Annotated in this window: 27 protein-coding genes; 4 read left to right on the top strand and 23 right to left on the bottom strand. The window is 63.5% G+C overall.

Going from position 1 to position 24,368, the window contains the following annotated elements:
• Nucleotides 1–73: 73 nt before the first annotated feature.
• The 9 genes from AKG12_RS16330 to AKG12_RS30750 form a co-directional block, all read right to left on the bottom strand.
• Nucleotides 74–961 (bottom strand): replication initiator protein A, encoded by an 888-nt coding sequence (locus AKG12_RS16330; protein ID WP_052819646.1) that lies wholly within the window; start codon nt 959–961, stop codon nt 74–76.
• A gap of 11 nt (nt 962–972) precedes the next feature.
• The gene (locus tag AKG12_RS16325) at nt 973–1,254 is read right to left on the bottom strand and encodes a helix-turn-helix transcriptional regulator (RefSeq protein WP_052819645.1); all 282 of its coding nucleotides are present in this window, start codon (nt 1,252–1,254) and stop codon (nt 973–975) included.
• A gap of 138 nt (nt 1,255–1,392) precedes the next feature.
• A complete protein-coding gene (locus AKG12_RS16320) occupies nt 1,393–1,887 on the bottom strand; it encodes a DUF2285 domain-containing protein (RefSeq protein ID WP_052819644.1) in 495 nt (164 codons plus the stop codon).
• The gene (locus AKG12_RS31290; RefSeq protein WP_350640215.1) at nt 1,862–2,152 is read right to left on the bottom strand and encodes a transcriptional regulator domain-containing protein; all 291 of its coding nucleotides are present in this window, start codon (nt 2,150–2,152) and stop codon (nt 1,862–1,864) included. The genes AKG12_RS16320 and AKG12_RS31290 overlap by 26 nt, the downstream gene beginning before the upstream one ends.
• 119 nt (nt 2,153–2,271) lie before the next feature.
• Nucleotides 2,272–2,535, bottom strand: coding sequence for a DNA -binding domain-containing protein (locus tag AKG12_RS16315; protein ID WP_108609713.1), 264 nt, complete (start codon nt 2,533–2,535; stop codon nt 2,272–2,274).
• 126 nt (nt 2,536–2,661) lie between these two features.
• Nucleotides 2,662–2,904: a helix-turn-helix domain-containing protein gene (locus tag AKG12_RS16310; protein WP_026227536.1), complete on the bottom strand. Its 243-nt coding sequence runs from the start codon at nt 2,902–2,904 to the stop codon at nt 2,662–2,664.
• Between the two features lie 189 nt (nt 2,905–3,093).
• Nucleotides 3,094–3,423: a DUF736 domain-containing protein gene (locus AKG12_RS16305; protein ID WP_018429585.1), complete on the bottom strand. Its 330-nt coding sequence runs from the start codon at nt 3,421–3,423 to the stop codon at nt 3,094–3,096.
• Nucleotides 3,424–4,003: 580 nt separating this feature from the next.
• Complete coding sequence (locus tag AKG12_RS16300) at nt 4,004–4,444, bottom strand: hypothetical protein (protein WP_052819643.1); 441 nt, start codon at nt 4,442–4,444, stop codon at nt 4,004–4,006.
• A 144-nt stretch (nt 4,445–4,588) separates the two neighbouring features.
• Nucleotides 4,589–4,756 (bottom strand): hypothetical protein, encoded by a 168-nt coding sequence (locus AKG12_RS30750; protein WP_197283329.1) that lies wholly within the window; start codon nt 4,754–4,756, stop codon nt 4,589–4,591.
• Between the two features lie 336 nt (nt 4,757–5,092).
• Between AKG12_RS30750 and AKG12_RS16295 the strand changes: the two genes are divergently transcribed.
• Nucleotides 5,093–5,653, top strand: coding sequence for a flavin reductase family protein (locus AKG12_RS16295; protein ID WP_052819642.1), 561 nt, complete (start codon nt 5,093–5,095; stop codon nt 5,651–5,653).
• Between the two features lie 10 nt (nt 5,654–5,663).
• On the opposite strand, the gene AKG12_RS16290 is transcribed toward AKG12_RS16295, so the two are convergent.
• The 4 genes from AKG12_RS16290 to AKG12_RS16275 all read right to left on the bottom strand — a co-directional run bounded on the left by AKG12_RS16290 (nt 5,664) and on the right by AKG12_RS16275 (nt 12,878).
• Complete coding sequence (locus AKG12_RS16290) at nt 5,664–6,599, bottom strand: DUF2493 domain-containing protein (protein ID WP_052819641.1); 936 nt, start codon at nt 6,597–6,599, stop codon at nt 5,664–5,666.
• A gap of 313 nt (nt 6,600–6,912) precedes the next feature.
• Nucleotides 6,913–7,959, bottom strand: a complete 1,047-nt coding sequence (locus AKG12_RS16285) for a DUF7146 domain-containing protein (RefSeq protein WP_052819640.1) — start codon at nt 7,957–7,959, stop codon at nt 6,913–6,915.
• Nucleotides 7,959–12,287, bottom strand: coding sequence for a strawberry notch family protein (locus tag AKG12_RS16280; RefSeq protein ID WP_052819639.1), 4,329 nt, complete (start codon nt 12,285–12,287; stop codon nt 7,959–7,961). Before AKG12_RS16280 ends, AKG12_RS16285 begins: the two co-directional genes overlap by 1 nt.
• Before the next feature lie 153 nt (nt 12,288–12,440).
• Nucleotides 12,441–12,878, bottom strand: coding sequence for an antirestriction protein (locus AKG12_RS16275; RefSeq protein ID WP_052819638.1), 438 nt, complete (start codon nt 12,876–12,878; stop codon nt 12,441–12,443).
• A 358-nt stretch (nt 12,879–13,236) separates the two neighbouring features.
• Between AKG12_RS16275 and AKG12_RS16270 the strand changes: the two genes are divergently transcribed.
• Nucleotides 13,237–13,476 (top strand): hypothetical protein, encoded by a 240-nt coding sequence (locus tag AKG12_RS16270; RefSeq protein WP_285277750.1) that lies wholly within the window; start codon nt 13,237–13,239, stop codon nt 13,474–13,476.
• 3 nt (nt 13,477–13,479) lie between these two features.
• On the opposite strand, the gene AKG12_RS16265 is transcribed toward AKG12_RS16270, so the two are convergent.
• The 5 genes from AKG12_RS16265 to AKG12_RS16245 all read right to left on the bottom strand — a co-directional run bounded on the left by AKG12_RS16265 (nt 13,480) and on the right by AKG12_RS16245 (nt 17,983).
• Nucleotides 13,480–13,713: a DUF6117 family protein gene (locus AKG12_RS16265; protein WP_052819637.1), complete on the bottom strand. Its 234-nt coding sequence runs from the start codon at nt 13,711–13,713 to the stop codon at nt 13,480–13,482.
• Nucleotides 13,710–14,111, bottom strand: a complete 402-nt coding sequence (locus tag AKG12_RS16260) for a hypothetical protein (RefSeq protein WP_052819636.1) — start codon at nt 14,109–14,111, stop codon at nt 13,710–13,712. The genes AKG12_RS16265 and AKG12_RS16260 overlap by 4 nt, the downstream gene beginning before the upstream one ends.
• A gap of 73 nt (nt 14,112–14,184) precedes the next feature.
• Nucleotides 14,185–14,406 (bottom strand): hypothetical protein, encoded by a 222-nt coding sequence (locus tag AKG12_RS16255; protein WP_052819635.1) that lies wholly within the window; start codon nt 14,404–14,406, stop codon nt 14,185–14,187.
• A gap of 60 nt (nt 14,407–14,466) precedes the next feature.
• The gene (locus tag AKG12_RS16250; protein WP_052819634.1) at nt 14,467–16,611 is read right to left on the bottom strand and encodes a ParB/RepB/Spo0J family partition protein; all 2,145 of its coding nucleotides are present in this window, start codon (nt 16,609–16,611) and stop codon (nt 14,467–14,469) included.
• Between the two features lie 175 nt (nt 16,612–16,786).
• On the bottom strand, nt 16,787–17,983 hold the full coding sequence (locus tag AKG12_RS16245) for a hypothetical protein (protein ID WP_052819698.1): 1,197 nt from the start codon (nt 17,981–17,983) through the stop codon (nt 16,787–16,789).
• A 277-nt stretch (nt 17,984–18,260) separates the two neighbouring features.
• Here AKG12_RS16245 and AKG12_RS16240 point away from each other — a divergent pair, with 277 nt between their 5' ends.
• Nucleotides 18,261–19,202, top strand: a complete 942-nt coding sequence (locus AKG12_RS16240; RefSeq protein WP_052819633.1) for an anti-phage phospholipase — start codon at nt 18,261–18,263, stop codon at nt 19,200–19,202.
• A gap of 12 nt (nt 19,203–19,214) precedes the next feature.
• On the top strand, nt 19,215–20,096 hold the full coding sequence (locus AKG12_RS16235; RefSeq protein ID WP_052819632.1) for an anti-phage nucleotidyltransferase: 882 nt from the start codon (nt 19,215–19,217) through the stop codon (nt 20,094–20,096).
• Between the two features lie 218 nt (nt 20,097–20,314).
• On the opposite strand, the gene AKG12_RS16230 is transcribed toward AKG12_RS16235, so the two are convergent.
• The 5 genes from AKG12_RS16230 to AKG12_RS16210 form a co-directional block, all read right to left on the bottom strand.
• Nucleotides 20,315–21,268 (bottom strand): hypothetical protein, encoded by a 954-nt coding sequence (locus AKG12_RS16230; protein ID WP_052819631.1) that lies wholly within the window; start codon nt 21,266–21,268, stop codon nt 20,315–20,317.
• Nucleotides 21,265–21,924, bottom strand: coding sequence for a Fe(II)-2OG oxygenase family protein (locus tag AKG12_RS16225; RefSeq protein WP_052819630.1), 660 nt, complete (start codon nt 21,922–21,924; stop codon nt 21,265–21,267). The genes AKG12_RS16230 and AKG12_RS16225 overlap by 4 nt, the downstream gene beginning before the upstream one ends.
• Nucleotides 21,925–21,936: 12 nt before the next feature.
• On the bottom strand, nt 21,937–22,395 hold the full coding sequence (locus AKG12_RS16220) for a hypothetical protein (RefSeq protein ID WP_052819629.1): 459 nt from the start codon (nt 22,393–22,395) through the stop codon (nt 21,937–21,939).
• Nucleotides 22,396–22,470: 75 nt separating this feature from the next.
• On the bottom strand, nt 22,471–22,740 hold the full coding sequence (locus tag AKG12_RS16215) for a DNA polymerase (protein WP_245327298.1): 270 nt from the start codon (nt 22,738–22,740) through the stop codon (nt 22,471–22,473).
• A gap of 340 nt (nt 22,741–23,080) precedes the next feature.
• Nucleotides 23,081–24,217 (bottom strand): hypothetical protein, encoded by a 1,137-nt coding sequence (locus AKG12_RS16210; RefSeq protein WP_052819627.1) that lies wholly within the window; start codon nt 24,215–24,217, stop codon nt 23,081–23,083.
• Between the last annotated feature and the right edge of the window lie 151 nt (nt 24,218–24,368).

Here is a 24,368-nt window from a genome sequence, read left to right as displayed (position 1 = left end):
TCCGGTCCCCGATAGCACGAGAGTCCGGTCCCCGATGGCACGATAGCGCCGGTCCCTGATAGCACGAGATGATTCACAGCTTATCCCCAGGTCGAGTTGTCGAGCGGCGACGGCGGCGCGGGATGCCGAGCGCGTCGGGATCGGTGGGTACGAAGGACAGGATTTCGGGGCCGCCGAGGCACTGCTCGATGGTCAGCCGATAGCCCGGCAGCGGCTGGCGGCGGACGATGTCGCGCAGGTCGTAGGCGAAATGCTTGAGCGGCGAGAGACTGCCGGACTTCGCGTGCAGATGCGGAAAGTCGAAGCTCCAGCCGTATTCCTGCTTGCCGCCATGCTTGCGCACGAGGCGGTAGAGCCAGCGCTCCAGGCCGCCGGTCAGCCTGAAATAGTTGCGGTCGATCGTGAGGACGAGCGCATCATCGAGGACAGCCGCGTAGAACCAGTCGGGTACGATCAGTTCGAGCCCGAGCGGGCGGCCGCGGTGATCGGCTCGCTCCTTCCATTCGTTGATCCAGGAGAAGCGGTGCATCCGCCGCTCGGTCGGCTGGCGGATTGAGGTCGCTATGGTGGTGGACTGGAGGCGGTCGAGCGCGGCCTTAAGCCGGTCGTAATCGCGCAGCGAGACACCGCGTCCAATGAAGTTCAGAATCTCGTAAGGCGTGGTCGCCATCAGGCGTGACGGGCGCAGGCCGACGTCACGGGCCTCGACGATTTGCGAGGCCGCCCAGATCAGAACGTCCGCGTCCCAGATCGTCGCCATGCCGTGCTCGGGCACGGCTTCGACACGGATTTTCACCGAACCCGCCTTGAAGTCGATCGGCGTCAGGCGCTTCGACTTGGCAAGCGAGAAGAACGGATAGGCCATGAGGTCCTGCGCGTCGCGCGGCGCGAGATCGCCGGGCAGCGCCCGGAACAGATCGAGCTGCGCACGCTCGTCGTGCTGTGTGTGACGGGACGACATGGCGTGTCGTCTCAGCGCGGCTGGCGGCCGGCGAAGCGGCGATCCGACGGCTCCTGCCGCTTGGCGGGGAGCACCGTGCCGCGCGGATCAGAGGTCGAATTGACGAGGCCGCGATCGGCCCACGTCTGGAGATCCTCTATGGCGTAGACGACTCGGCCGCCGAGCTTCCTGTAAGACGGGCCGGTGCCGTAGGTGCGGTGCTTCTCCAGTGTGCGCTCGGACAGTCCGAGGAAGCGAGCGGCCTCCTGCGTGCGCAGGTAGCGTGGCGGGATGCCGGCGGTCGTATCGGCCATTGTCGAGCCTCCGTGGTCTCATCGGGGGCCGCTGCCGTCAGGCGGCGGTTCGAGAGCACGGTGGCGTGAAAGCGGTGGGTCGGACGATGTCGGAGATAGGAATCTAGTTTCGACACGCCGCAGGCGGTCGATGGCGGGCTATGATCGGCGGGGTCGGCGCAGGAGGGAGCGGTAGCCGCCTTCAACGAGTTTCACGCCGTCGCGCGCCAGCCGGATCGTGATTTCGCGCAGCGCGTCCCCGGCCCAGGAGGCGGCGTCGATTTTATGACCAGGGAACAGAACCTGCCCGATCGATCGATATGTCGCGCCGGCACGACGTCCATCGACCGCACGCAGCATTTGGCGCGCGCGCTCGCGGCGTTGCGGCGTCATTCGAGGGTCGTTCGGGACGCGCTTGCCTTTGATCGCGCTCCAGAACCGGGTCAGCGCGGTCTGTCGATCCGGTGTGAGGTCATCGAACATGACCATCGCCGCGAGCGGGTTCTCGTCCTGCGGGTCTGCGAGCGTGACGTCATACTGCTCGCCGCGGATATCGAGCCTGAGATGAGCAGGGTCGTGCTGGAATATGGTACGGAGGCGTAACTCGTCGGCAGTGATGGAAAACCCTTCAGGGCGCGGACCTGCGGCGAACATTATTGCCGACGGATCGACTTGAGGGGTCCAAAAAATCTGCTGGGCATGAGCCGCGATGAGCGGGTCGGCGCCGAAATCGCAACCCCCATAGGTTCGCAAATTCTTCGGCCGTTTCGAGTGAGAGTCGGCCGCTGGACACAAGCTCCCGATAGGCTTTCCGGTAGTCGGGGTTTCGGCGCAGAAATTCCCAGGCAAGGTCACCCGGAGTTAGATTGTCGATATAGTTGTAGGCGGTCTCAGACCGCCAACTTTCATCTTCGGACATCCTCCACCGCCTCCGCGAAATTATGACGCAACGCGAGTCAAGCAGCGGTCACGATCCCAAGTTGAGCGTGGCGTGGGAAGAACGAAGTCGGATCAACGTGATGCAGGTTCTGCATCACCTCAATGGAGGCGGGGGCCGAGAAGCTCGCAAAAGCCGTTCTCGGTCATCCATTTCGCGCGAGCGAGGTGGGCGGCATGAATTTTCGCTGCACGGTTGGGGTCCGCTGCGGGATCGAGGCCGAAGAGAAGCTCGACGACTTCCTCCCAGGTCGCACCGTCCGCCTCGGCGTCGAGCAGCCTCAGGTACAGCTTCAGATGCGCCTGGTCATAGGCGGTGAGCGCCGCGCCGAGCGGCGGTTCGTCCAGATATTCTGCGTTGGTCACAATGAGCCCCACGAGTCATTCGTATCCAATTTGGAGCAGTTTGTTAACCGTAATGATATCCCGCGCCACACCGCCGCGGTTTGACGCAAAATCAGGATGGTCGGGCGGGTTCGCCCGAAAAAGTCGTCAAGGGTTGTCCTTGTCACCAACCAGCATCACTCCCACGCTTTGGCCGGAGTTGAGCAGGACGATGCCACCGCCTTCAAAGGCTCGACGGACCTGATCGCGTGTTGATTCATACACCTCGAGCCCGCTGTCGGATTCAAGGCGCTTCAACGCGGTCAGTGATACCCGGGCCTTGTCAGCGAGCGTCTCCTGTGTCCAGCCGAGCAACGCGCGTGCGGCCCGTGATTGTCGGGCGGTGATCATGCATGATCACCTCCCACTCGGACCTACGCGTACGCCAGAACTACGGCTATAATAGTCGTTCTTACTGGAAAAGACCAGCGGTTCTGGCTTTAGCGGGCGCGATTCCGGTGTCCAGAACCAGAGGTGATTCGTTCCACCGTCAGGCGTTTGGCCCCGCCCGGATTGTCCGGGCGGGGCGTCGCGCTGGCCTTACTCGCCGTTGCGGCGGCCGCTAGGGCGGGACCAGATGAGGCTGAAGCCTTCGCCTTCCTCGTCGTCGAAGAGGTTGGCGTAGATCGGGGCATTGAAGCTGGGATCGTCGAGCTTCAGGCCCAGATAGGCGCGCCCCTCGTTGGAGGTCTTGGACCAGGCGGCGCCGATCTCGGCGCGGCCGACGAAGACGCGGTGGCTGGGGGCGTTCTCTCCGGTAGCGCGGGCCTCGGAGACGATGCGGACGTTCTTGGTCTGCAGGCTGAGGGTGACGATTTCGCCGGTGTACTCGTTGTTGCCGGTCTTCTTGAAGGTGCCGATGGTCGCCATGGTAGTTCTCCTTGAACTCTGTTCCGAGCCCGCACCATTGCGGCCTCGATGGCGATCGACAGGCCGGAGGCGATTGACGGCGCACCCCGCAGGGGCCTGACAGCAAAGGAGGGGCTTTCTTGGCTCGCGAGGAATGACGGCGCAGCCGGCAGGGGAAGAAAGTTTCGACGCCGCTGTTGCGGCATAGGCGATCGAGGCGCAGCCGACCTTCGGCCAGATCAGCCCATTGAAGAGGCCGTTTTGGAGCGGTCGACCTGACAGAGACGGCATCACAGGAGAACGCGGCGACCGCCCCGGACCGATGGACCGTGACGACGCCTGACACCGCGGTTCAAACCAGCTCCGGCGGACGCTCCGTTCCGCCGGCTCCTGCCCGTCGCCCACGCGATCGCCCCCTCTCAGCACTCGCACCGTCGTTGGGCGCGCCGTCAGGGCATTGCCCCCACCACCGTCACCGAGGGCATGGCGCGTCAGTTGGGTTAGCCGTTGATCCGATCAACGCGATTGCGAACGACCCTGCCGACGAAGAGCGCGACACGTAAGACATCAACCCACCGTCCTGCCGCCGCCGGCAACGATGTCAGGCGCGCGCGACGTTCTGCCCGGTTGGCCCGGGCGCGGCCATTGCTGTCACCCGAATCAGCGCCGTGACACCAACGGCGACTGCGCCGATGACGGAGAAGATGATCTGCCAGGTGTCGGAGGGCATGGTGTGTTTCACGATGCCATGTGTCGCATGGTAGCCGGCGAGCGCCGCAGGCGCGACGAAAGCGAGTGCGATCGCGAGCCGTATCCAGAGCGGACGGATGAAGGCGAGCAGGAACTGCCCGAGGCCGAGCGTCAGTGCGGCGGCGGCGAGGCCGACGAGGATTGCCCCGAGCCAACCGGCGCCGGTCTGGAAGGCCCAAGTCCCGGCACTGACGCCCGCGAAGAACGGAAGCGCGAAGACAGCCAGTGTGAATAGAAGCCAGCACAGGGCGCCGATCGCCACGATGCTGGAGAGGATGCCGATGAAAACCATGGTGGTGTTCTCCGTGAGATAGAGGTCTGACGGTCGCGCCTCCACCACCACCACGGCGCGTTGCCAGTATAGCCGAAGAGAAGGCGGGACGGGAGCGGAAATCCCGTAGGATTCCCGCTTGCAGTCGCGACGCCTTGCCCGCGGTCAGCGGGCGAAGGGATCGATCTCGTGAACGATGGCGGCGAGTTCGCCGTCATATTCGCCGGCCGGCATGACGCCCATGGTGCCGTCGCCGGCCTGGAAGATGACGATGGTGACCATGAGGCTGGTAGCGAGGCTGAAGGCGAAGGCGTGAGCTTGATTGAGGGACATCTGACCGGCTCCTGTCTTGGAGGCGGGAGACCATCTCCCGCGCGACAGGCGCCCGATGTGTCCGGCCGATGGCCGCGATCACCGCGCAGGCGAAGCCGGAGCGGCGGCACGCTTTGCGTAGTCCGACCCTTTACGGGTTGATGGCGTCAGGCCAGCGGCTGGACCAAGGATCAGCGCATTGGAAGCGGGGGATGGTTTTCCGCCATGACCGGGGCCACCATGGAAACGCCCGTTCAATGCTTTCGCGCCAAAGCATCGCCGCCATGCTGCCGGTCGTGATGCTGCCGACATGGCCGGGTATGATCATGCAAAGCGCAGTTGTCGAAGAGAATGCCCATGCCGAAGGTGCCTGAGAAGACCGACTTCCCCGTCAGCCAGGTGCGGCGCTATCTGGAGCCCGGTCCGATCGTGCTGGTGTCATCAAAGTGGCAGGGCGCGACCAACATCATGACGCTCGGTTGGCACACGATCCTGGAATTCTCGCCGTCTCTGGTCGGCCTGATGATCTCCGGCGGCAATCACAGCCACCACATGATCCGCGAAAGCCGGGAATGCGTGGTGAACCTGCCGACGACGGCGCTGACCGATACCGTGGTGGGGATCGGCAACACGTCGGGGGCCGAGATCGACAAGTTCGCCAAGTTCAATCTCACGCGGCAAGAGGCGAGCAAGGTCGATGCGCCGTTGATCGGCGAATGCCATGCCAGCTTCGAATGCCGCCTTCACGACGACGCGCTGGTCGACAAGTACAATTTCTTCATCTTCGAGGTGGTGAAGGTGCATGTCGCCACGTCGCCAAAGCATCCCGAGACGCTGCATTACACCGGCGATGGCGTGTTCGTGGTGTCCGGCAAGGTCATCAGCCGCAGATCGCTGTTTCGACCCGAGATGCTGTGAGAGGCAGCGCTCACGCGCCACCTCCCTTCGGGCGGAAGTCGAACAGCGGGATGCCGAGCTTCCTCGCCTTGTCGGCGAGATTGTCCTGAATGCCGGTGCCAGGGAAGACGATGACCCCGATCGGCAGGACGTCCAGCATCTGATCGTTGCGCTTGAACGGTGCGGCCTTGGCGTGTTTCGTCCAGTCGGGGGCGAAGCCGACCTGCGGCACCTTGCGGGCGTCGGCCCATTTGGCCGCGATCTTCTCGGCGCCCTTCGGCGACTTGCCGTGCAGCAGCACCATGTCGGGGTGCTTGGCGTGGACCTGATCGAGCTTGGCCCAGATCAGGTGGTGATCGTTGAAGTCGAGCCCACCGGTAAAGGCGATCTTTGCACCGGCAGGTAGTAGCACCTGATTGTCGGCGCGCTTCTTGGCGGCGAGGAAGTCGCGGCTGTCGATCATCGCCGAGGTCAGGTTGCGGTGGTTGACCATCGATCCGCTGCGCGGTCGCCAGTTCGATCCGGTGTGGCGCTCGTAGTGCTCGGCGGCCTGGTCGCGCATCAGCTCGAAGGCGTTGCGGCGTTCGATCATGGTCTGGCCCTCGGCCGTCAGGCGTTCCAGCTCGACGGCCTTCACTTCGCTGCCGTCCTGTTCGCGCTGGCCGCGGCGCTGCGCCTGCTCGTTGTCGTCCAGCTCGCGCTCGATCCGGTCGGTGGCTCGGTGGAAGACGTTGACCGTCGACCAGAGGAGATCGTCGAGGTCGGGCTCGAGGCGGGTGTCCTCAAGGGTGACGATCAGGGCGTCAAAGATGTCGGCGATGGCGCCGGCGACATGGTCGCCTTCCGGAAGCGGTCGGGGATCGGGTTCATCCGTGAAGGGACGGTAGCCGTAAAGCTGGAGTTCGCTGAGGACATGGTCGGTGGGTGAAGAGGCGTGGTGCGGTTCGTAGTCGTCGTGCTCGCTCATCGGGATGCTCCGTCGGTTCGACCGCGACCCTCGCGGCCTTCATGGCGACGAAAGCCGGCGGGCGGGCCGGACCTGCACCCGCAGCGAGGCGGAGGGCCGGAGCACAGCGGAGGATGACGAAGGCGGGCTATTTTGCCTCGCGATGGAAAGGCCCGCAGGGCCGCCGGAAAATAGTCCGCCGCAGGCATTGCGGGTCCAGGCCGTTTGCTGGCCGATCGCCCTCTCGAAGGCCGGGGCGCGGTTCTCTCCGACATCAAGATCATCCGAGCGACGCCGACGACGGCGCTCCCGCCGTCTGCATTCTCCTGTCGGCCTATGCCGCCAGCGCCATGAAGCGTGCGACGTCCTGGGGCGCGATCTGCACCCGGGCCGCTGCCCGGAGGCTGTCCAGACCAGCCAGGCGGAGATCCTCGTTGAAGTCGCCCAGGCGCGGAGACACCACGACCGCCTCGATCCCGGCGGCGTTCGCCCGTTCGATCAAGGTCGTCATCGCACCGTCGCCGGCCGGATCATTGTCGCGGGCGATGTAGAGCCGGCGCAGCGTGTCGGGGAACAGGATGGCCGAGAGATGCGCCGCCGAGAGCGCCGCCGCCATCGGCATAGTGGGCAGCGCCATTCTGAGCGACAGCATCGTCTCTATGCCTTCGCCCGCCGCCATCACTTCGCCCGCCACACCGAAGCGAACGGCGTGTCCCAGGAGGTCGCCCATCGCCCGTCTCGGTGTGTCGATCGGGGCCTTGTCCGAGCCGTCAGGGGCGAGCCAGGTGCGATGCGCGCCGGTCTGATGCTCGGCGAGATCGGTGACCGATGCGATCATCGCCGGCCAGGTCTCCGTCGGGGAATACTCGTCGGGCCGATAATAGCACCTGGGATGAAAACGCAGGCTTCCGGTTCCGTGCAAAGCCGTAATCGCACGGTTCCGTAGATACGTTTCCACGACAGTGCCCAAAATCGGCTGCGACATCCCGACGAGCCGCCGCGCTGCTTCCGGCGATCCGATCGGCGCTGGTGCTTTGCGTTCGCCATCATGCCGGCGGTCCGGCTCGGGATGCGGCATCGACAGGAAGGCGCGCGCCTCATCGGCGACGTCCTTGAAGTCGACCAGGCCGCAGCTCTCGCGGATGACGTCGAGGAGATCGCCATGCTCGCCGGTGGCGGCGTCGGTCCATTTGCCGGCGGTGCCCTTGCCGGTTTCGCCGCCCTTTAGCCGCACGAACATCGAGCGGCCGGGCGTGTTGCGCACATCGCCGACCAGCCAATAGCGGCCCTCCCGATGACCGGCAGAGAGGTAGTGGCGGCACACCGCCTCGGCCTGCCGGCCGAGACGGATTGCCAGTTCGGAGGCGTCCTGCCGTGCCATCACGCCGCCTCCCGCTCGCCGATACGCTCGACGGGATAGCGCTCCAGCACCTTGGCGAGGATGGTCGCCCCGGTCGTATCGGTCGGCACAAACATTCGCAGCTTCCACGAGATGATTTCGTGGAATAGGCCATATGCCCGCAGGCGATCGCGCATGGCGTCGGTGAAGCCCGACAGTTCGATGCGGTTGGCGCCCATGACCCGGACGCGGCGAAGCTGGAGACCCTCGGTCAGATCGAGGATGGTCTTGCCGTCCATCAGCGCCATGAACGCGTAGTCGGGCGTCAGGGTTGACGTGCCAGCCGCGAGCGCGCCGGCCACCCATGCCGGGGAGACGCGGCGGCCAACGATGCGCTCGCCGTCATCTGTCTGGAGTCGATAGACCCGCGTCGACTCGTTCGGCAGCCGCTTCCAGATCGGCAGCAAGAGCCCGCTGACGACATGGATGGTGCTATCGGCATATTCCGGCACCTCGGCGGCCTCGGCATTCCAGGCCGCTGTGAAGCCAGCCCGATCCGCGTCGACCCAATGGGTCTCGTCCATCATCTTGATGGGGATGTTGTGCGCCTCCATGGGCCGGATCAGCCGCACGCGCCGTTCGATCTCGCCATCGTCCAGCATGATGCTGGTGGTTGGTATCTGCACGGCGGCGCGGCCCGAACGCTCGTTGACCAGCAGCTTCGCGCCTGCGTCATCGAGATGGTCGAGCGCCTCGGCCAGCGTCACGGGACGGTTGCGCTGGCGCTGGTTGATGGTCAGCAGCCGGGCCTCGGCCCCGGTGCCAGGATGAACGTGGATCGTTCGGCGGTCGGTGACGATGAAGCTCTCGGCCTGCAGCGTCTCCAGCCCGACGTCGTAGCTGCCGGAAGCGATAGCGCCTTCGATCTTGGCGTTCAGCAGCCGCTCGAACGCCGTGAACAGGACGCCCTGAAGTTCGATGGTCAGCGCAAGCAGCCGGTTGAGAAAGGTGGTGATCGGCGGCAGTTCGTCCTTGATGCCGGTGGAATCCATCAGCGAGAGGCCGGTGGCATCCTCGAACATCTGGAGCGAGCAGCCGTCGACCTTGCCGCGCACCAGCAGCAGGTAGAGTTGCCGCAGGGCGTCGCGGGCGTAGTGGCTTTCCAGATTGTCTTCGGGCCGGAACAAGCCCTGGCCGCCGGTCTGGCGCTGGCCGCGCGTGATCGCGCCCAGGGTGTCGAGGCGGCGGGCGATGGTCGAGAGGAAGCGCTTTTCCGCCTTCACGTCGGTCGAGATTGGCCGGAACAGCGGCGGCTGCGCCTGGTTAGTCCGGTTGGTGCGGCCCAGGCCCTGAATGGCGGCGTCGGCCTTCCACCCCGGCTCCAGCAGGTAGTGGACGCGCAGTCGCTGGTTCCGCGCCGACAGGTCAGCATGGTAGCTGCGCCCGGTGCCGCCGGCGTCGGAGAAGATCAGGATGCGTTTTTGATCGTCCATGAACGCTTGGGTCTCGGCCAGATTGGCCGAGACGGCACGGTTCTCCACGGCGAGGCGGTCAATGCCGCCGGGACTGGTCTTGCGAACAATGCGCCGCGAACGTCCCGTCACCTCCGCTACGACATCGGTTCCGAAGCGCTGGACAATCTGGTCGAGCGCGCCGGGGACCGGTGGCAGCGAAGCGAGCCTCTCGATCAAACGGTCTCGACGGGCAACAGCGTCACGGCTCTCGACCGGCTGGCCGTCGCGAAACACCGGTCGCGACGACAGATTGCCCTCGCTGTCGGTGAACGGCTCGTAGAGCTGCACCGGAAAGGAATGGGCGAGGTAATCCAGAACGTATTCGCGCGGAGTGATGTCCACCCGGACGTCGTTCCATTCCTCGGTGGGGATTTCCGCCAGGCGGCGCTCCATCAGGGCTTCGCCGGTCGACACGATCTGGATCACGGCGGCATGGCCGTCGATCAGGTCCTGCTCGATCGAGCGGATCAGGGTTGGCGTCTTCATCGAGGTCAGCAGATGGCCGAAGAACCGCTGCTTGGCGGATTCGAAGGCTGAGCGCGCCGCGGACTTGGCCTGGCGGTTCAGCGTGCCGCCGTCGCCGGTGATGTTGGCGGCCTGCATCGCCGCGTCGAGATTGTTATGGATGACAGCGAAGGCGCCGGCATAGGCGTCGTAGATGCCGGTCTGCTCGGGGGTGAGCTGGTGCTCGACCAGTTCGTATTCGACGCCGTCGTAGGAGAGCGACCGGGCCGTGTAGAGCCCGAGCGAGCGCAGGTCGCGGGCCAGCACCTCCATCGCCGCCACGCCGCCGTCCTCGATCGCCTCGACGAATTCGGCGCGGGTCGAAAACGGGAAGTCCTCGCCGCCCCAGAGACCGAGGCGCTGGGCGTAGGCGAGATTGTGGACGGTGGTCGCGCCGGTCGCTGAGACATAGACGACACGCGCGTTCGGCAGGGCGTGCTGGAGCCGGAGGCCCGCACGGCCCTGCTGCGAGGCGGCGACGTCGCCGCGTTCGCCCTTTCCACCAGCGGCGTTCTGCATGGCGTGGCTCTCGTCGAAAATGATCACTCCATCGAAGTCGGAGCCCAACCATTCGACGATCTGCTTGACGCGGGAAAGCTTCTCGCCGCGATCGTCGGACCGTAGCGTGGCATAGGTGGTAAATAGGACGGCTTCCGAGAGCGTGATGTCCTTGCCCTGCGGGAAGCGCGACAGCGGCGTGACCAGCAGCCGCTCCATGCCGAGGGCGGACCAGTCGCGCTGGGCATCCTCCAGCAGCTTGTCGGATTTGGAGATCCACACCGCCTTGTGGCGGCCCTGCATCCAGTTGTCGAGGATGATGCCAGCCGACTGGCGACCCTTGCCAGCGCCGGTGCCGTCGCCAAGCATGAAGCCCCGGCGGAAGCGCACGGCGTTCGGCGCATCGTCGGGCGCGGCCGAGACGACGTCGAAGGCCTCATCGAGCGTCCATGATCCCGCGAGGAAGTCGGAATGCGCCTCGCCGGCGTAGATGACGGTTTCGAGCTGAGCATCGGAAAGAAGACCATCTGGGACGATGTTGGCGGGCAGCCGGGGCCGATAGCTGGGCTTCGGCGGCGCGACCGAGGCCATCGCCACGGATTGCACCAGCTTGGTCGGATGGGCCTGCGCCCCGGGAATAAGGATCGCCTGCAATCGGTATTCTTCATAAATTGCATCGGTGATCCGGCCGTCTTCGGCGGGCGTCCAGTCCACGGTTTCATAGGCGAGTTCGACGCCTTCGGGCTCGATGGACGCGGGCGTGGCGGGACGTGCAGCAGTGGTGCGCGCGAGATATCCGCGAACGGTCCGGGGCGTCGCGGCGGGTGCCAGGGCCGCCGCTGGCGGGAGGGCCGCAGTCTGGCGCGGTGGAACTTGCGCCTCGATCCAGCCGAGCAGCGTGGCGACGTCGGGCGCGGTGCCTGGCGAAGGGGGAAACGTAGCCTGATCGTCGGCCGGCAGCTTGTCGATGACTGTCAGCCGGGTGTCGATGGTCGTGCCGTGCTTGGCATAGACCGAGCCGTCCACAGCCGCTGTGAAGACGACGCGGCCACGCTCCTGAAGCCGGATGAAGGCCGCAGCCCAAGCCGGATGGTCGGGGCTGAAGTTGGCACCAGTGATCGCCACCAGCCGCCCGCCATCGGAGAGCCGGGCCAGCGCGGAAGCGACATGGCGATAGACTGTATCGGCCACGCGGCCGGTGACGTTTGCCATGGCAGAGAATGGCGGATTCATCAGCACGACGGAGGGGACGGATCCAGTCGCGAGATGATCATTGATCTGGGCAGCGTCGAAGCGCATGACGGCGACAGCCGGAAACAGCGCAGCGAGCAGATCAGCTCGGGTCTCGGCCAGCTCGTTGAGGAGGAGCGTTCCGCCTGATATCTCGGCCAGGATGGCGAGAAGACCCGTGCCAGCAGACGGCTCCAGCACGATGTCGCCAGCAGCAATGGAGGCGGCCGCCACGGCGGCGAGACCGAGCGGCGCCGGCGTCGAGAACTGCTGGAGCGCCTGCGATTCTTCCGAGCGCCGCGTATGCGTCGGCAGGAGTTCGGCGATCTTCGCGAGAGCGGAAAGCCGTGAAGCCGGAGACGCGGCCTTACGGAAAAGCGCCTTTCCGTATTTGCGCAGGAAGAGGACTGTCGCGACCTCGCACGCCTCATAGGCGGCCTTCCAGTTCCAGGCGCCGCTGGTGTCGGATGCGCCGAAGGCTTCTTCCATCGCTGCACGGAGGATCGCGGCGTCGATACGCTGGCCGCGCTCTAGATGATCGAGAAGCTGTAGCGCTACGTTGAGGATCGAGGACGCGGGGGTGACGGGCGCGGCCGGAAGGGCCACGGGAGACAGAATGTTCATGGAGGAACCTCGGGAGAGCGGAAGGGACAAACCCGGACGGCGCTCTCTCTCAACCGCCCGGACTCGACCCGTCCCGGCCGTCCTCTTCCTCTGATCAGCCGACATAAAAAAACGCCCGACCGTGAGGCCGGGCGCTGAGGGAGAGGGCAAATTTCAGTCGATCGCCTGGAAGATCTCGGCGGCTTCCAGATGGTCCGCGGCGTAGTCGTAGAGGCGGCCATATCCTTCCGACATCGCGTCGATCGGATATTTGAAGGAGAGATGGGAGAAGGCGAACAGCGTCGCGATGATGCCCGCGGCGTCGGCCGATACCTCGCCCTCATAGCCGTTAGTGTCGCAGACGATCTGAAAGCGGGGCTTAGAGGTCGGCGCGAGGTAGAGCGGCCTCCCGCCGCGCTCATAGAAGTCCCAGAGACCGCCACGATAATCGAGCGGGCTCAGGCGTCCCATCAGGTGATAGACGGTCATCTCCGCCACCAGGACGTGCTCACGGCCGAAGAGCAGCGGCAGGAAGCCCATCCGGCGACCCTCCGGTACGATTGCCACGGCGCGCGCCGCGGAATCGTCAGTGCTGGGGTTGGTGTCGGGCATGGGGGTTCTCCGGAGAGCGGATCGGGACGAACCGGCGGCGCTCTCTCTCGACCGGGCCGGCTCGAACCCGTCCCGGCAAACCTCTCGCTCTGACGCGCCGCATGAACGCCTGATCGCGCGGCCTTCCGAAGCGGGCCGCGCGCCACTACACTCCTTCATCTAACACATGGCGGACGGCGACCCTGGCGATCGGGGACGCATGTCCGCCCGACCAAGTGAGGTTCCGGAAGGAGACGGTGATGAAGGGAAGTGTGATCGGCATCGTGCCGCGGGCTGCCTCGTTGTGGGCTTCGGGGCGGGCTTTGCGCTCCGCCCGGTGATCGCACCGGGCGACGCATCGGCCGCTGCGGTCGCGGGCGTGGCTCAGCCGACGGAAGAAGAGGCCATCGCAGCCGTCCGCCGCCATCGCCCCTTCACGGGGACGTCGCTCGCAAATGCGACACTCAAGCTCGGTGATTGCTCGCCGGGCGGTGTTGGACCCGGCGTGACGTGCATGACGCAGCTCACGATGGATGTGACCCGGGCGAACGCCACGCCCCAGAACCGACCGGTCGGCTTCGCGCGCGTCAACGGTCAATGGGAAGTGGCCGTCTGGTAGAATTCAGGCAGCTATTTCGCCACCCGTATTGGGCGGAAGGTAGGCGTCGTAAGGATTGCCATCTGCCAGATGGCCGAACGGCGTGAACATATAGTCGCCACCGTCACGGCCGACCGCACAGATGACATAGCGCGGCTCGCCGGTCGCGGCGTCCGTGCATTCCATCAGCGCCAGATCGCCGCTTTCCGCGGCGCGCAGCAGGGTTTGGAAATTGGCTCGCGCATGGTCGGGGATCATCGCGCACCTCTTTCGGCGAGCCAGCGGCCCGTGCTCATCCATTCGATCGTGTGGCCTGTGGAGAGATCGAGCAGATGGGCGCCGCCGGAGAAACCGTCGACGACAGGTTCCGAGGCGACGCCGGCCCACTGAAAGCCCCAGGTGCCGGTGAGCCCGAACGTCTCCGCGCAGCGGGTGACGAAGGTGATCAGCAACTGCGGATCGGCGGTCCCGGGGTCGCGAAGCCAAAGTCGCGTGGCGCCATGCTCGGGCGTCAGCGAGAGCAGGAACGGCTCGGCGGGCGGATCCTCGCGACCGTTCTCGGCCATCAGCGCGGTGTAGATGTCGAAGGCCCGCGCGACATTGGCGACTGAGCCGACGTCGAGCAGGCAGGAGAAGCGGGTGAGAAAATCGGGCATGTCGGGCTCCTGAAACGAAAAGAGCCCGACGCTGGGCCGGGCTCGGGTGGATCGGGATCGTGGTTGAGAGGGGCTAGTAGCCGAATTGCCATGACGGCCACGATTGGCCGTCGTCGGCAGCCGCCGCGGCCTGGGTGAGGTATTCGGGATCGCGGTCGGCCACGGTGGGGTTGCGGACAGGCGTCTCGTCGATGACGGTCACGCGGGAAACGAGGCCATCCTCGACCTCGACGTGGACCGGCACGAAATACTGGAAGACGACACGCCGGATCGGCGCGGGGCTGAATTGCACCATGTGAACGCTCCTTCGATTGGGGGAGAGGTGCGGAGCGGCCGAAGCCGCCCCGCGAGCCACTCATTCGGCGGCTACGAGGTGACGGTCGTCATCCTCGCCATCGGCCGGCGATTCCGAGTCGTCGTCGGCGCTGAGGAAGTCGGGCAGCTCGGCCCCCTCGGCTTCGCTGCCGCCGTCCGCGCCCGCTGCAGAATCGCCGTCAACGCCAGCAAGCCGAAGCGGCTCAGGCAGCCAACCGCTATCGGCCAGGAGACGCTCGGCCTCCTTGGCCATGTCGCCCTTTTTCAGATGACCGATAAGCTCGGCCGCTCGCTCGCCGGCGCCTTCGCGGACGGCTTGGAGGATGCGCGGCTTGGTGACACGGTTGAGGTAGTTGCCGAAGGTCGGGCGCCAACCAGCCTCCACTATGTCGAGCCCGGTCGTCCGCGTCAGCCGGTCGGCCTGCGCGAGCCTCATGTCGAGCGTGTGCTGCGACACGCCGCCAGCGCTGTGCGGGTTCGGCCGCTCATAGAGCGCGTTGACCCCATAGCTGACGCAATGTGCCAGCAGCGCCATACGGCTGGCATCGTCGAGACCGGCGAGCCAATCCCACAGGGCGTCGTCGTCCTTCGGGATGTCAGTGGCCCAGGCGTCGTGACGCTCCTGCACGGCCCGCGCGGAGGGGCTGTCCTTCAGCGCCTCGTCCTGAACGGGGAAGAAGATGTGCTTCACCCCGGCCTCCATAGCGCCCGTGTACATGCGGGTCATGAAGTTGTCCGAGACGAGTTTGTGGAGAAGCGCCGTCATGGCGATGTGCGGGTTTTCAGCCACCGCGTTGCGCAGCGCGAGGGTGCGGTAGGCGGTCAGCTCGACGACGAGGCGTTCGGGCAACGGTTTGATGCTGTCGTCATCATCGTCCTCCTCCGGTTCGACAGGCCGGCCGCCGATAGTGATGACAGCGCGTTGCACCGAGGGGCTCGCGGTGCCGGCGGATTCGGTATCGGTCTCCGATCCTTCCTCACCATCGGTCCGGACCTGAGGCACATCCTCGGGCCGGACGAAGCCGCGATCGACCGAAAGCGATCCGTCGGCGTCGATGCTGACAAAGACGCCGGCGATGGCGATGTCGGCCGGATCGAAGTGCTCGGGGCGATCGTCGAACGCGGCCAGAGCCGTCTCGATCTCGCCCATGCGCTCGTCGACCTCATCGGGCAGTTCGTCGGCGTCCTGATATTCCGCTTCGAGCCTGGCCTGCTCGGCGGTGAGCGCCTCGATGGTCGCCTGTTCCTCCGCCGATAGATCGATCGGCGTGCCGGAGATTTCCTGCAGACCGCGCACGGCGTCGTAGGGGAAACTGACCGCGACCTCGATCCACTTCCAACCCTCGGCGGCGATCACCTCAGCCTCGGCCTTCAGCTTCTCGGCGACGAGGCGATCGAGAAGCCCGACGTCCTGCAGCCAGCCGCCATCGTCGGCCTGGAACAGGTCGCGCATGACGATGCCGCCAGCCGCCTCATAGGCTTCGAGGCCGAGGAAGACGGCACGCTTGTCGGAGGCGCGCACCGTGGTCTCGGTCAGCATGCGCCGGATCTGATAGGGCTCCTTCGACCAGGCGTCCTTGATCGCGTCCCAGACCTGGGTCTGACGCTCGTGGTCTTCGGAGACGGTGAAGGCCATGAGCTGCTCCAGCGTCATGCCGTCGTCGGCATAGACCTCGTGGAGGACGGGCGAGACGGCTGCGAGGCGCAGCCGCTGCTTGACCACGTTGACGGGGACGAAGAAAGCCGCAGCGATCTCCTCCTCGGTCATGCCTTTGGTCAGCATGTCGTGGAAGGCGCGGAACTGATCGAGCGGATGGAGCGGCGCGCGCTCGATATTCTCGGCCAGCGACACCTCTTCGGGGAGGATGGCGCCATCGCGATCACGGACCACGCAGGGCACTGGAGCGATCTTGGCGAGACGCTTCTGCTTCACCAGCAGTTCGAGCGCCCGGAAGCGGCGACCGCCGGCGGGCACCTCGAACATGCCGGTCTCCACGCCCTCGGCGTCAACGACGGGAAAGACGCTGAGACTCTGGATCAGGCCGCGACGAGCGATCGAGGCCGCAAGGTCCTCGATCGAGACGCCGGCCTTCACGCGCCGGACGTTGGACTGGCTGAGCACCAGCTTGTTGAAGGGGATGTCGCGCGAGGACGACAGGATGATCTTCTGAACGGCAGTAGCCATCGGGATTTACTCCGCGACGGGCGGCCGAGAGACTCTCTCTCAACCTCCAACCCGTCACGAAGCGAAGCGCCGCCCTCTTCCTCTAAAGGGGGCAGCGCAACGGACCGGCGAACCAGAAAGGCACGGAAGCGCAAAGCCGGAGATACGGAAAACCGCATCCCCGGCTTCGCGGAAATCAGGCGGCTCGATCGAGCAGCTTCTTCGCCTTGCCCTCCATGTCGAGGCGGGCGTCCTGATGGGGCTTGTCGCGCGCGACGGCGGTGATGCCCTGCACGAAATCGAAGATGGACTCCGGAGGGCGGCCTTCCTCGGCCAGCACTCTGTCGATGATCTTGCCAGTCTCGGCCTTGGAGAAGCCGCGCCGACGCAGGAAGTCGGTGCGGTCTTCGTCGGTCCTGGCGACGATCCGCTCGCGGGCGGCCCTGATGCCGTTGACGAACGGCAGGGGTGAGGAATTCGCGAAGTTCAGCAGCGCCGGGGCCGCCTCGTGCGCGAAGCGGTTGGCGGCATATTTGGAGTGGCGGATGGTGATTTCCTCGAAATCCTCCACGCCCCACAAATTGCGATTCTGGCAGACCGCCCGGAGATAGAAGCTCGCCATGCCGAGCGTCTTGGCGCCAACCTCGGAATTCCAACAATAGAATCCGCGGAAATAGAGATCCGGCGAGCCGTCAGGCAGGCGGCCAGCTTCGATCGGATTCAGGTCGTCGACCAGGAACAGGAAGACGTCGCGGTCGGAGGCATAGAGCGTGGTCGTATCCTTGGTGATGTCGACCCGCGGATTGTAGATGCCGGTCGACCAATCGAGCACGCCCGGCACCTTCCAGCGGGTGTCGCCCGTGCCATTGCCCGCGATACGCTGCACCGCCTCGACCAGTTCGTGGTCGAAGATCCGGCCGTAATCCGGGCCGGTGACGGCGCGCAGTTCGACGCGGCCAGTATCGGTTTCCAGCGTCTTGATCTGCTCGGCCCGACTGGAGGTCAGGCCGTATTGCAGGTTGATGGCGGCGAGCGCGGCCGGGAGCTGTCGCAAATAGGCGGCTGGTGCGCCGACCAGGCTGGCGAGCTGGCCGAAGGACCAGTGCGTCGGCGCGATTGACGCATCGGTGCCTGGCAGGATCAGCGCCAGCCGCTCCGAATCGTTGCGGTTCGCCTCGACGTGGATGAGCGCGCTTTCCACCACCCGCGTCCGGCTTCGTTCGGTGCGGTCGCGAACCGTGTGGGCCAGTTCCGACAGGGAGAGATAGCGCTCGTCGGCCGGACGCGAGAACCATTCCGACGAGACGCGGCCGATCCACTCCCCCCGGCTGACATCGACCTTGTAACCGCCGTTTGTGTCGCGGCGGGCGTCGAGGACTGAATCTTGGGACATGGGAACAATCTCCATGACGGGCGCCGGAGACCTCTTCTCCAGTCCTCAACCCGTCACGGAAATCAGTCCACTCTCTCACTCTCAGCAGGGCGTTGCGGGGCAGCCGCCCCGCAGAAGGGGTCGGTCGAGACCAGCGGGCTCGGGCGCAGGGGAAGGCTTTCCCCTCAAGGTCTAGTCCGGAGTAGAGATGCCTACTCTGGGCACGTTTCATGTCGAGCAAGTCGGATAGTGAAGAATCGTGTATTGGAAGAGTTAGTGCGATCGCAAAGGAAAACAGGTGGGCGACGTTTCAACCGAGAAAGAAACTTTCCGGGTGCTCAGCTTAGATGGCGGAGGCGCAAAGGGCTTCTACACACTGGGCGCGCTGAAGGAGATTGAAGCGCTCGCGGGTTGTAGATTGTGCGAGAAATTCGACCTGATCTACGGGACTTCGACTGGCTCCATCATCGCCGCGCTACTAGGCCTTGGGAAATCGGTGGACGAAATTGAGGCGCTCTACCGCAAGCATGTGGTGACCGTCATGTCGGCTTGGCGCCCGAGCCAAAAGACCGCGGCACTCGATGCGCTCGCAGCAGATGTTTTCCGGGAGCTGCGTTTCGACGCCTTCAAGACGGACATCGGCATTGTTGGCACGAGATGGAAGGAGGAGCGTCCCATCATCTTCAAGACGAACCGGCGTCAGGCTTTTCGTGGCAAGGCGACGTTTGAGCCCGGCTTTGGTTGTACGATCGCCGACGCGGTGATCGGGTCGTGCTCGGCGTATCCATTCTTCGAGAAGAAATTTGTAACTACCTCCGCAGGTGAGAGGATCGAGGTCCGGGACGGCGGTTTTGTCGCGAACAATCCTACGCTCTACGCAATCGTTGACGCGATTGAATCGTTGGGGATCGCGAGGAGCGATGTTCGCGTGGTGAGCATCGGCGTTGGCGAATATCCGTCACCGAAGCTTCCGACCTGGAGCGTTCGAAAATGGGCAAGCAAGCTGCCGACGATGGTCTTCCTTCAAAAGACGATGGAGATCAGCGCCCAGTCGATGGATCAGTTGCGGCGCGTGATGTTTCGAGATGTTGCGACGGTTCGGGTTCACGCCCGATATACCCAGCCAGAGATGGCGACGGACATGTTGGAAGTCGATTTGGAAAAGCTTGGCTTGCTGTGGCAGCGCGGGCGCGATTGCGCGCGCGAGGCGGAGGAGGAACTGAAGTCGTATTTGGCTTAAACGGGGGGAATTATGGCGATCGCGGAAGCGCAACTCGAGACGTGGTCTCAGCAAGGCAAGACGGGCCAGTTCACGGACACCTATAATTCAATTAGGGGGAATCTTCTCGACGGGTCGGCCTTCTATCCGGTGAAGGACATAGAAGTTCACCTGCAGGGCTCTTACGGCAACGATACGAACGTGTGGGCGGACAGCGACGTGGACGTCGTCCTCTGCCACAATGGCGCGTTCTACTACGATATTTCCGCGATGAGCCAAGCCGAACAGGATGCCTTCAAGGGCGTCTTTTCAGCAAATGCCGCATACGGTTATAACGAGTTCAAAGGCGATGCCGAGAGGTACATCAATCAACTGTACAACGGTGTCGTTGCGGGCGGAAAGGCGCTGCATGTTCCGGGAAATAATGGTCGCCGCAACGCGGACATACTCATCTGCCAGCAATTCCGGCGTTACTATTCCTATCAATCCGGCGTTCACGGCTACCATTCCGGGGTAGCGTTTTACGTGAACGGATCACGGATCGAGAATTTTCCGAAGCAACACTCGGACAACTGCACCGCAAAGCATCAGGCCACGAACCAGAACTTCAAGCGTGTGGTCCGGATCTTCAAGAACATGCGCAACACGATGATCGGCAAGGGGTTGCTCGCCGACAAGATCGCGCCCTCATACTTCATCGAGGGGATGCTTTCGAATGTGCCGAACGACAAATTCGTGGGCAGCTATCAGGATATGTTCGTCGAGTGCTTCAATTGGGTCGTGAACGCGGATCGGACGAAGTTGACGACCGCGAGCCAACTCCATTGGCTCGTAAGGGATGGTTCCTCGGTCTGCTGGTCGACGGCTAGCTTCGATGACTTCACGGCAGCGCTCAAGGAATTTTGGGAGAGTTGACGAACAGCGCGTAGTCGGGATCGGGACGAGACAGGTCGAGGATTTCGGGATCAAAGGTGTAACCGACGAAGTCGCGGACGTGCGGAGGCAGTTTACAGGCGAAGACCTGGCGGCAGGTGCAGGTCAAAGCCTCGTTTCGTTAGGAACAGGAACCGGGTGACGGCTGCGATCGCTTCCCGGCCGATGGCCGCGCGTGGACGTGTTTGCGATGCTGTCGATCAGCGTTCGTTATTGTCGTCTTCATAGTTGGACCAATCGTCGGCAGGCGCATAATATTCTGCCGCGTCGTAGGTCTGGGTTTTCTTGTAGCGATCGCTGAGACCCACGACAGCGAGTCTTGAGAGACCGGCGATCTTGAGACCGCATGCGACGCATTCGAAGTGGGTCGGAAGATACTCTTGGGTTTCGATGATTTCGTCGTCGTCGAGCTTCTGTGTTGGAGCAGAAACTGGCTCCCCCAGGACAAGAGCCGCCGAGCCGCACGATGGGCAGTCGACTCGGTGGCCGTTCTGACGGGTGGCCCACACTGCGGCCTGGGTTTGTAGCGTCGAGCGGTCGTCATCGAGCTTGGCGTTCCAGACCTTTTTGTGCGCCTCTACATCGCCCTTTACGGCCTTCGCGCTTTCGTCGTCGGCTGCGTCGATAAGCTTTTTTGCAACCTCCGCTTCGTCTTCACCTACGAACTCTGGGAGCGTCACTCCCATTGATGTCAGGAGGATCGCACAAGTCTGATAAAAACGTGGCTGCCAAGTCGACCCCTTGACGCCGTCGAATGCCAGTTCGCCGGAGTGGAGTTCGGCATTGCGCTTGCCGGTATGTACGACCCCGAAGCTCTCATGCTCCTTGGTAAATTCCGGCAGGATGCCTGAAAGGCGCTTGAACACCTCACTGATTGGAATGGATCTTGGTGAGAACCTCTCTTCGAAGGGAGCGAACCCCAACGCGAACAGGAGATTTGATCCGTTTTTATCGGCCTCAGCTAGCAGCGCTGGGCTGACATTCGCCAAAGCTGCGCGAGCGAGGAATTCCAGGGAGAAGCTAGACCAGAGCGCGTATTCCCATTCATCGCTGTCATAGTCATCCATGTTTTGAATGTAGCGCTCGGCCTTCGCGTATAGCGCTTCTGGATGATATGTTGCCGGTGTTGCGCCCGGCTCGATAGTCTTCTTCATTTAAGTGCCCCCAAATATACCCTTTGTATTGAACGATCCTCGCGCCCGGGTGGGATCGGAGACCGAGCGTGCAACATGCGCCAGTTGTCGATGATCAGAGTATCGCCAGGATGGGCGAGCGCGATCGACAATGGGACGCTCTTAGCGAGCCAATCGCGGATCTGCGTGTCGGCCGCGTCGCCAATTCTGCTTGCTGGCCGAAGGAATATTTCATCCCACCGTAATAGGTCGGCGCCATCCGCAGATTCGAAAAGGTGAAGCAGCGCAAGGGTGCCGTCGCGTGGACGCCGCGGTTTGAAGATTGCCCGTGTGAGAGTGTCGCGGGAAACGGCATCGATGAGCGCGCGACCGTCAAACAGCAGCGTGGGGACGTCGTCATATCCCACTTGGCATCGCAGCAACAGATAGCGCGGGGGCCGGCGCCAGTGTGCAAGATCGGTATGGAACGGAAAGCTGCCCAAGCCGAAGTTCCCGCTATAGGTATTTGGAGCAGCGTCCTCGCGAGGCACCAGGGTTTGAACAAGGCCTCCTTCCCAGGGCGTCAACGGATCGCCAAAATCGCTGGCGACTTCGACAGTACCGATGCCCAAGCGATGCCGTGGAATGAAGGAGTAACCGTTTTCGGCAATTTTGCTTCTGAGATCGGACGCTGTCACTTTTGCAGTCCCTCAGATTGCGTTCTCGGCCTTCAGCAGATCCCGAACACGGGCGCCGAGCGGCGTGAGGATGTAGACGGTTCCGCGATAAGCGCCATCGGGGAAGTGTGTCTTCTTGGGGATTGCGAGGCGGCGGACTGCTTGGTCGTGGGCGAAGACGGTTTTCAGTGCTTTAGAAATCGCCCCCATGGCGTTTCTGAGGGCGGGATCGGCTTGGCCGGTTTGGTTGCTGAAGGTGTCGTGGCCACTGAGAAGCTTTTGGAGCGCTTCTCTCCGCAGGGGCTGGCTGGGTTTGGGACGAACTGCGTCTACGACCTTTTGTGCAAGTTTCGCCAGTTCGTCGTCACCTTGGTCCTTTGGGACCGCAATCGGGCTGAAAAGCTTGAGATTTTCGGGCTTAACGTACGGAGACAAGGCCTCAAGCGCGCCCTTCAGACTGTGATCTGGTATCTCTGCAATAAGCGTCGCCATAGCTCTTCTCATTAGATCTGACTAACGAGAAACCTAAGGGGGTCGCTTGCCGCTTTCAAGGCCGATCGTTAAAAATCATCGAAAATCCCGCGTCTTCACCTTGATCGAGTCGATGTGCAGATCGCGGACGTAGATGTCGCGTGTGCGCAGCCCCTTCGGTGCCAGACCGCGCGGATCGGGGGTCGGCGAGCCATGGTGGAATTCGTCACCGCGTCCATGCGGCAGCGGGAATGCGGCGTCGCGATCGCCGACACTGGCGAGGTCCGCCGAGAGATCAGTCAGGCGCTGGGCGACGAGATGCACGACTTCGCCCTCGCGCTGGATGCGGCCGCGCACGGCGAACATGCCGGCTGACAGTATGATGCGCCGGTTCGGGACGATTTAGCGCTGTCTGCTTTTCGGGAAAACGGGACCGAAACGCTTGGCCCTCGCGAGGCGCTCGGCGCTCTCCAGTCTGCGCCGCGGCGCATCGGCGTCCTGACGGCACCTCAAAGATTGCCGCATCGGGACAATCTGAGTTTGCTAATCGGGCGACGCGACGGGATCATCCATCGAGCACACGAAATCAGTGAGGCCGAACTGGACGATGGAATGCGCCACGCAAGGCGCTTCATCGAGCGGTTTGCGAAATCGCTGCTCGATCTGAATCTTCTGCAGTAGGCGATCGTAGGGCCAGGCTGGGTGCCTATGGATTCTGCAGTTTCCATAGGCGGTATTGCTCGCGCAGCTTCGCTTCTATCGCCATCAGTTGGGCGGGATAGTGGTATCCTTCGAAGCCACGCGCTGCAATATCGGTTGACAACTGGACTAGGCGCCAAGGTGTGTATTCGTGAAATGGGTTTAGACCGATGACATTGCCAAGAGACAGGTCAGCCGGCGCCGGCGCCGTCAAGAGCTTCGCAAACGTTGCGATTGCCGCGTTCATATCCCACCGGCAGACAAACAACGACAGTGCGCAGAGGGCAAGGAGTGGAATCGGCGGTCCCTTCCACCTGTAGGAATCAGGATTGATCGGACTGAACTTGATGCCAGCGTTCTTCGCGACAAAACCACAGAGCGTGAGCGCTGCGTCGTAGTGCGGCCGCAAGGCACTGACGTCGAAAACCTCCTGATCCTTGTGCTTCGTGGCCAGTTCCTGGGCCCGACGCCAATGCGGCGGCTCGACCGGCGTCTCCCTGAGAAGTTCAAACAGGGCAAGGTGCTCTTCTGTGAATTGGTACTTTGCCGCGGCTGCCCAATCGAAGCCTGGCATTTCTGCTTGGGCAGGATGGAAGGTCCAGCGTTGATAATGCGAGTGGCGCCGTAGGCATCGGGTCCATTCAATTTGCTCAGGTGTGACCGTCACCCGGACGCGGCTAGAGGCTTTCAGTTCGAAAAACCATTGGCGCATGGCGCGGATCGTCGACTGATCGAATAGCTTCTGCTCGATACCTTTGCACACAAGCTCTCTGATCAGTCGTGTTTCTGCAGATTTCTCAGACCCGAGATTCACGAGCCCGTCAGGTTGGGTGAGCACGCCATCGTCTTCGCCATAGAATTCACAGAAAGGATGATGCGCGTCGTTGCCGTCCTGCCCGACGAACCGGAAGTGAGATTGCCTGATCAGCTTTTGCGTTGCGCGGGCGCGAGCCGAACGCACGACATGAGCGCCGGTGCTGCCGCACGACGAACATCGAACGTCCGAGCGAATCCAGTCGCTCCATTTGGGATCTATTTCGGGAACCTGCTCGGCGGCAATGGGCTGCCTTCCGCTCAGCAACCATGCGAGTTGCTCGACGTCGATCTCGCGAGCGTAGTGTTGCGAGTAAGCAGTGGTTGCCATAAATCCTCCTAGAATGACCTTCTATGTTCGTTGGACGTGTTGCCATTTGTCTTGGCGCAATGCTTCCACCGAGTTGTTGTTCTGAGAGCCCGTCCCGAAAGGGTTGAGCGACTGGGGCACTCGTGATTCCAAGGGGTTGTTCAGGCCATCT

Origin of the sequence: Agrobacterium sp. SUL3 (genome assembly GCF_001263295.1) — a bacterium.
GTDB classification, from domain to species: domain Bacteria; phylum Pseudomonadota; class Alphaproteobacteria; order Rhizobiales; family Rhizobiaceae; genus Agrobacterium; species Agrobacterium tomkonis.
This window is presented reverse-complemented; position numbering and strand designations above follow the sequence as displayed.

Coding starts and splice junctions, on each gene's coding strand:
- AKG12_RS16310 (WP_026227536.1), bottom strand. CDS start 2,904: ATGATCACCGCCCGACAATCACGGGCCGCACGCGCGTTGCTCGGCTGG.
- AKG12_RS16215 (WP_245327298.1), bottom strand. CDS start 22,740: ATGTTCGCCGTGCGCGGCCGCATCCAGCGCGAGGGCGAAGTCGTGCAT.
- AKG12_RS16275 (WP_052819638.1), bottom strand. CDS start 12,878: ATGCCCGACACCAACCCCAGCACTGACGATTCCGCGGCGCGCGCCGTG.
- AKG12_RS16280 (WP_052819639.1), bottom strand. CDS start 12,287: ATGAACATTCTGTCTCCCGTGGCCCTTCCGGCCGCGCCCGTCACCCCC.
- AKG12_RS16285 (WP_052819640.1), bottom strand. CDS start 7,959: ATGGCACGGCAGGACGCCTCCGAACTGGCAATCCGTCTCGGCCGGCAG.
- AKG12_RS16255 (WP_052819635.1), bottom strand. CDS start 14,406: ATGGTGCAATTCAGCCCCGCGCCGATCCGGCGTGTCGTCTTCCAGTAT.
- AKG12_RS16305 (WP_018429585.1), bottom strand. CDS start 3,423: ATGGCGACCATCGGCACCTTCAAGAAGACCGGCAACAACGAGTACACC.
- AKG12_RS16245 (WP_052819698.1), bottom strand. CDS start 17,983: ATGTCCCAAGATTCAGTCCTCGACGCCCGCCGCGACACAAACGGCGGT.
- AKG12_RS16220 (WP_052819629.1), bottom strand. CDS start 22,395: ATGGCGACGCTTATTGCAGAGATACCAGATCACAGTCTGAAGGGCGCG.
- AKG12_RS30750 (WP_197283329.1), bottom strand. CDS start 4,756: ATGTCCCTCAATCAAGCTCACGCCTTCGCCTTCAGCCTCGCTACCAGC.
- AKG12_RS16265 (WP_052819637.1), bottom strand. CDS start 13,713: ATGATCCCCGACCATGCGCGAGCCAATTTCCAAACCCTGCTGCGCGCC.
- AKG12_RS31290 (WP_350640215.1), bottom strand. CDS start 2,152: ATGTCCGAAGATGAAAGTTGGCGGTCTGAGACCGCCTACAACTATATC.
- AKG12_RS16290 (WP_052819641.1), bottom strand. CDS start 6,599: ATGAGCGAGCACGACGACTACGAACCGCACCACGCCTCTTCACCCACC.
- AKG12_RS16210 (WP_052819627.1), bottom strand. CDS start 24,217: ATGGCAACCACTGCTTACTCGCAACACTACGCTCGCGAGATCGACGTC.
- AKG12_RS16330 (WP_052819646.1), bottom strand. CDS start 961: ATGTCGTCCCGTCACACACAGCACGACGAGCGTGCGCAGCTCGATCTG.
- AKG12_RS16325 (WP_052819645.1), bottom strand. CDS start 1,254: ATGGCCGATACGACCGCCGGCATCCCGCCACGCTACCTGCGCACGCAG.
- AKG12_RS16230 (WP_052819631.1), bottom strand. CDS start 21,268: ATGAAGAAGACTATCGAGCCGGGCGCAACACCGGCAACATATCATCCA.
- AKG12_RS16235 (WP_052819632.1), top strand. CDS start 19,215: ATGGCGATCGCGGAAGCGCAACTCGAGACGTGGTCTCAGCAAGGCAAG.
- AKG12_RS16295 (WP_052819642.1), top strand. CDS start 5,093: ATGCCGAAGGTGCCTGAGAAGACCGACTTCCCCGTCAGCCAGGTGCGG.
- AKG12_RS16320 (WP_052819644.1), bottom strand. CDS start 1,887: ATGTTCGCCGCAGGTCCGCGCCCTGAAGGGTTTTCCATCACTGCCGAC.
- AKG12_RS16260 (WP_052819636.1), bottom strand. CDS start 14,111: ATGCCCGATTTTCTCACCCGCTTCTCCTGCCTGCTCGACGTCGGCTCA.
- AKG12_RS16250 (WP_052819634.1), bottom strand. CDS start 16,611: ATGGCTACTGCCGTTCAGAAGATCATCCTGTCGTCCTCGCGCGACATC.
- AKG12_RS16300 (WP_052819643.1), bottom strand. CDS start 4,444: ATGGTTTTCATCGGCATCCTCTCCAGCATCGTGGCGATCGGCGCCCTG.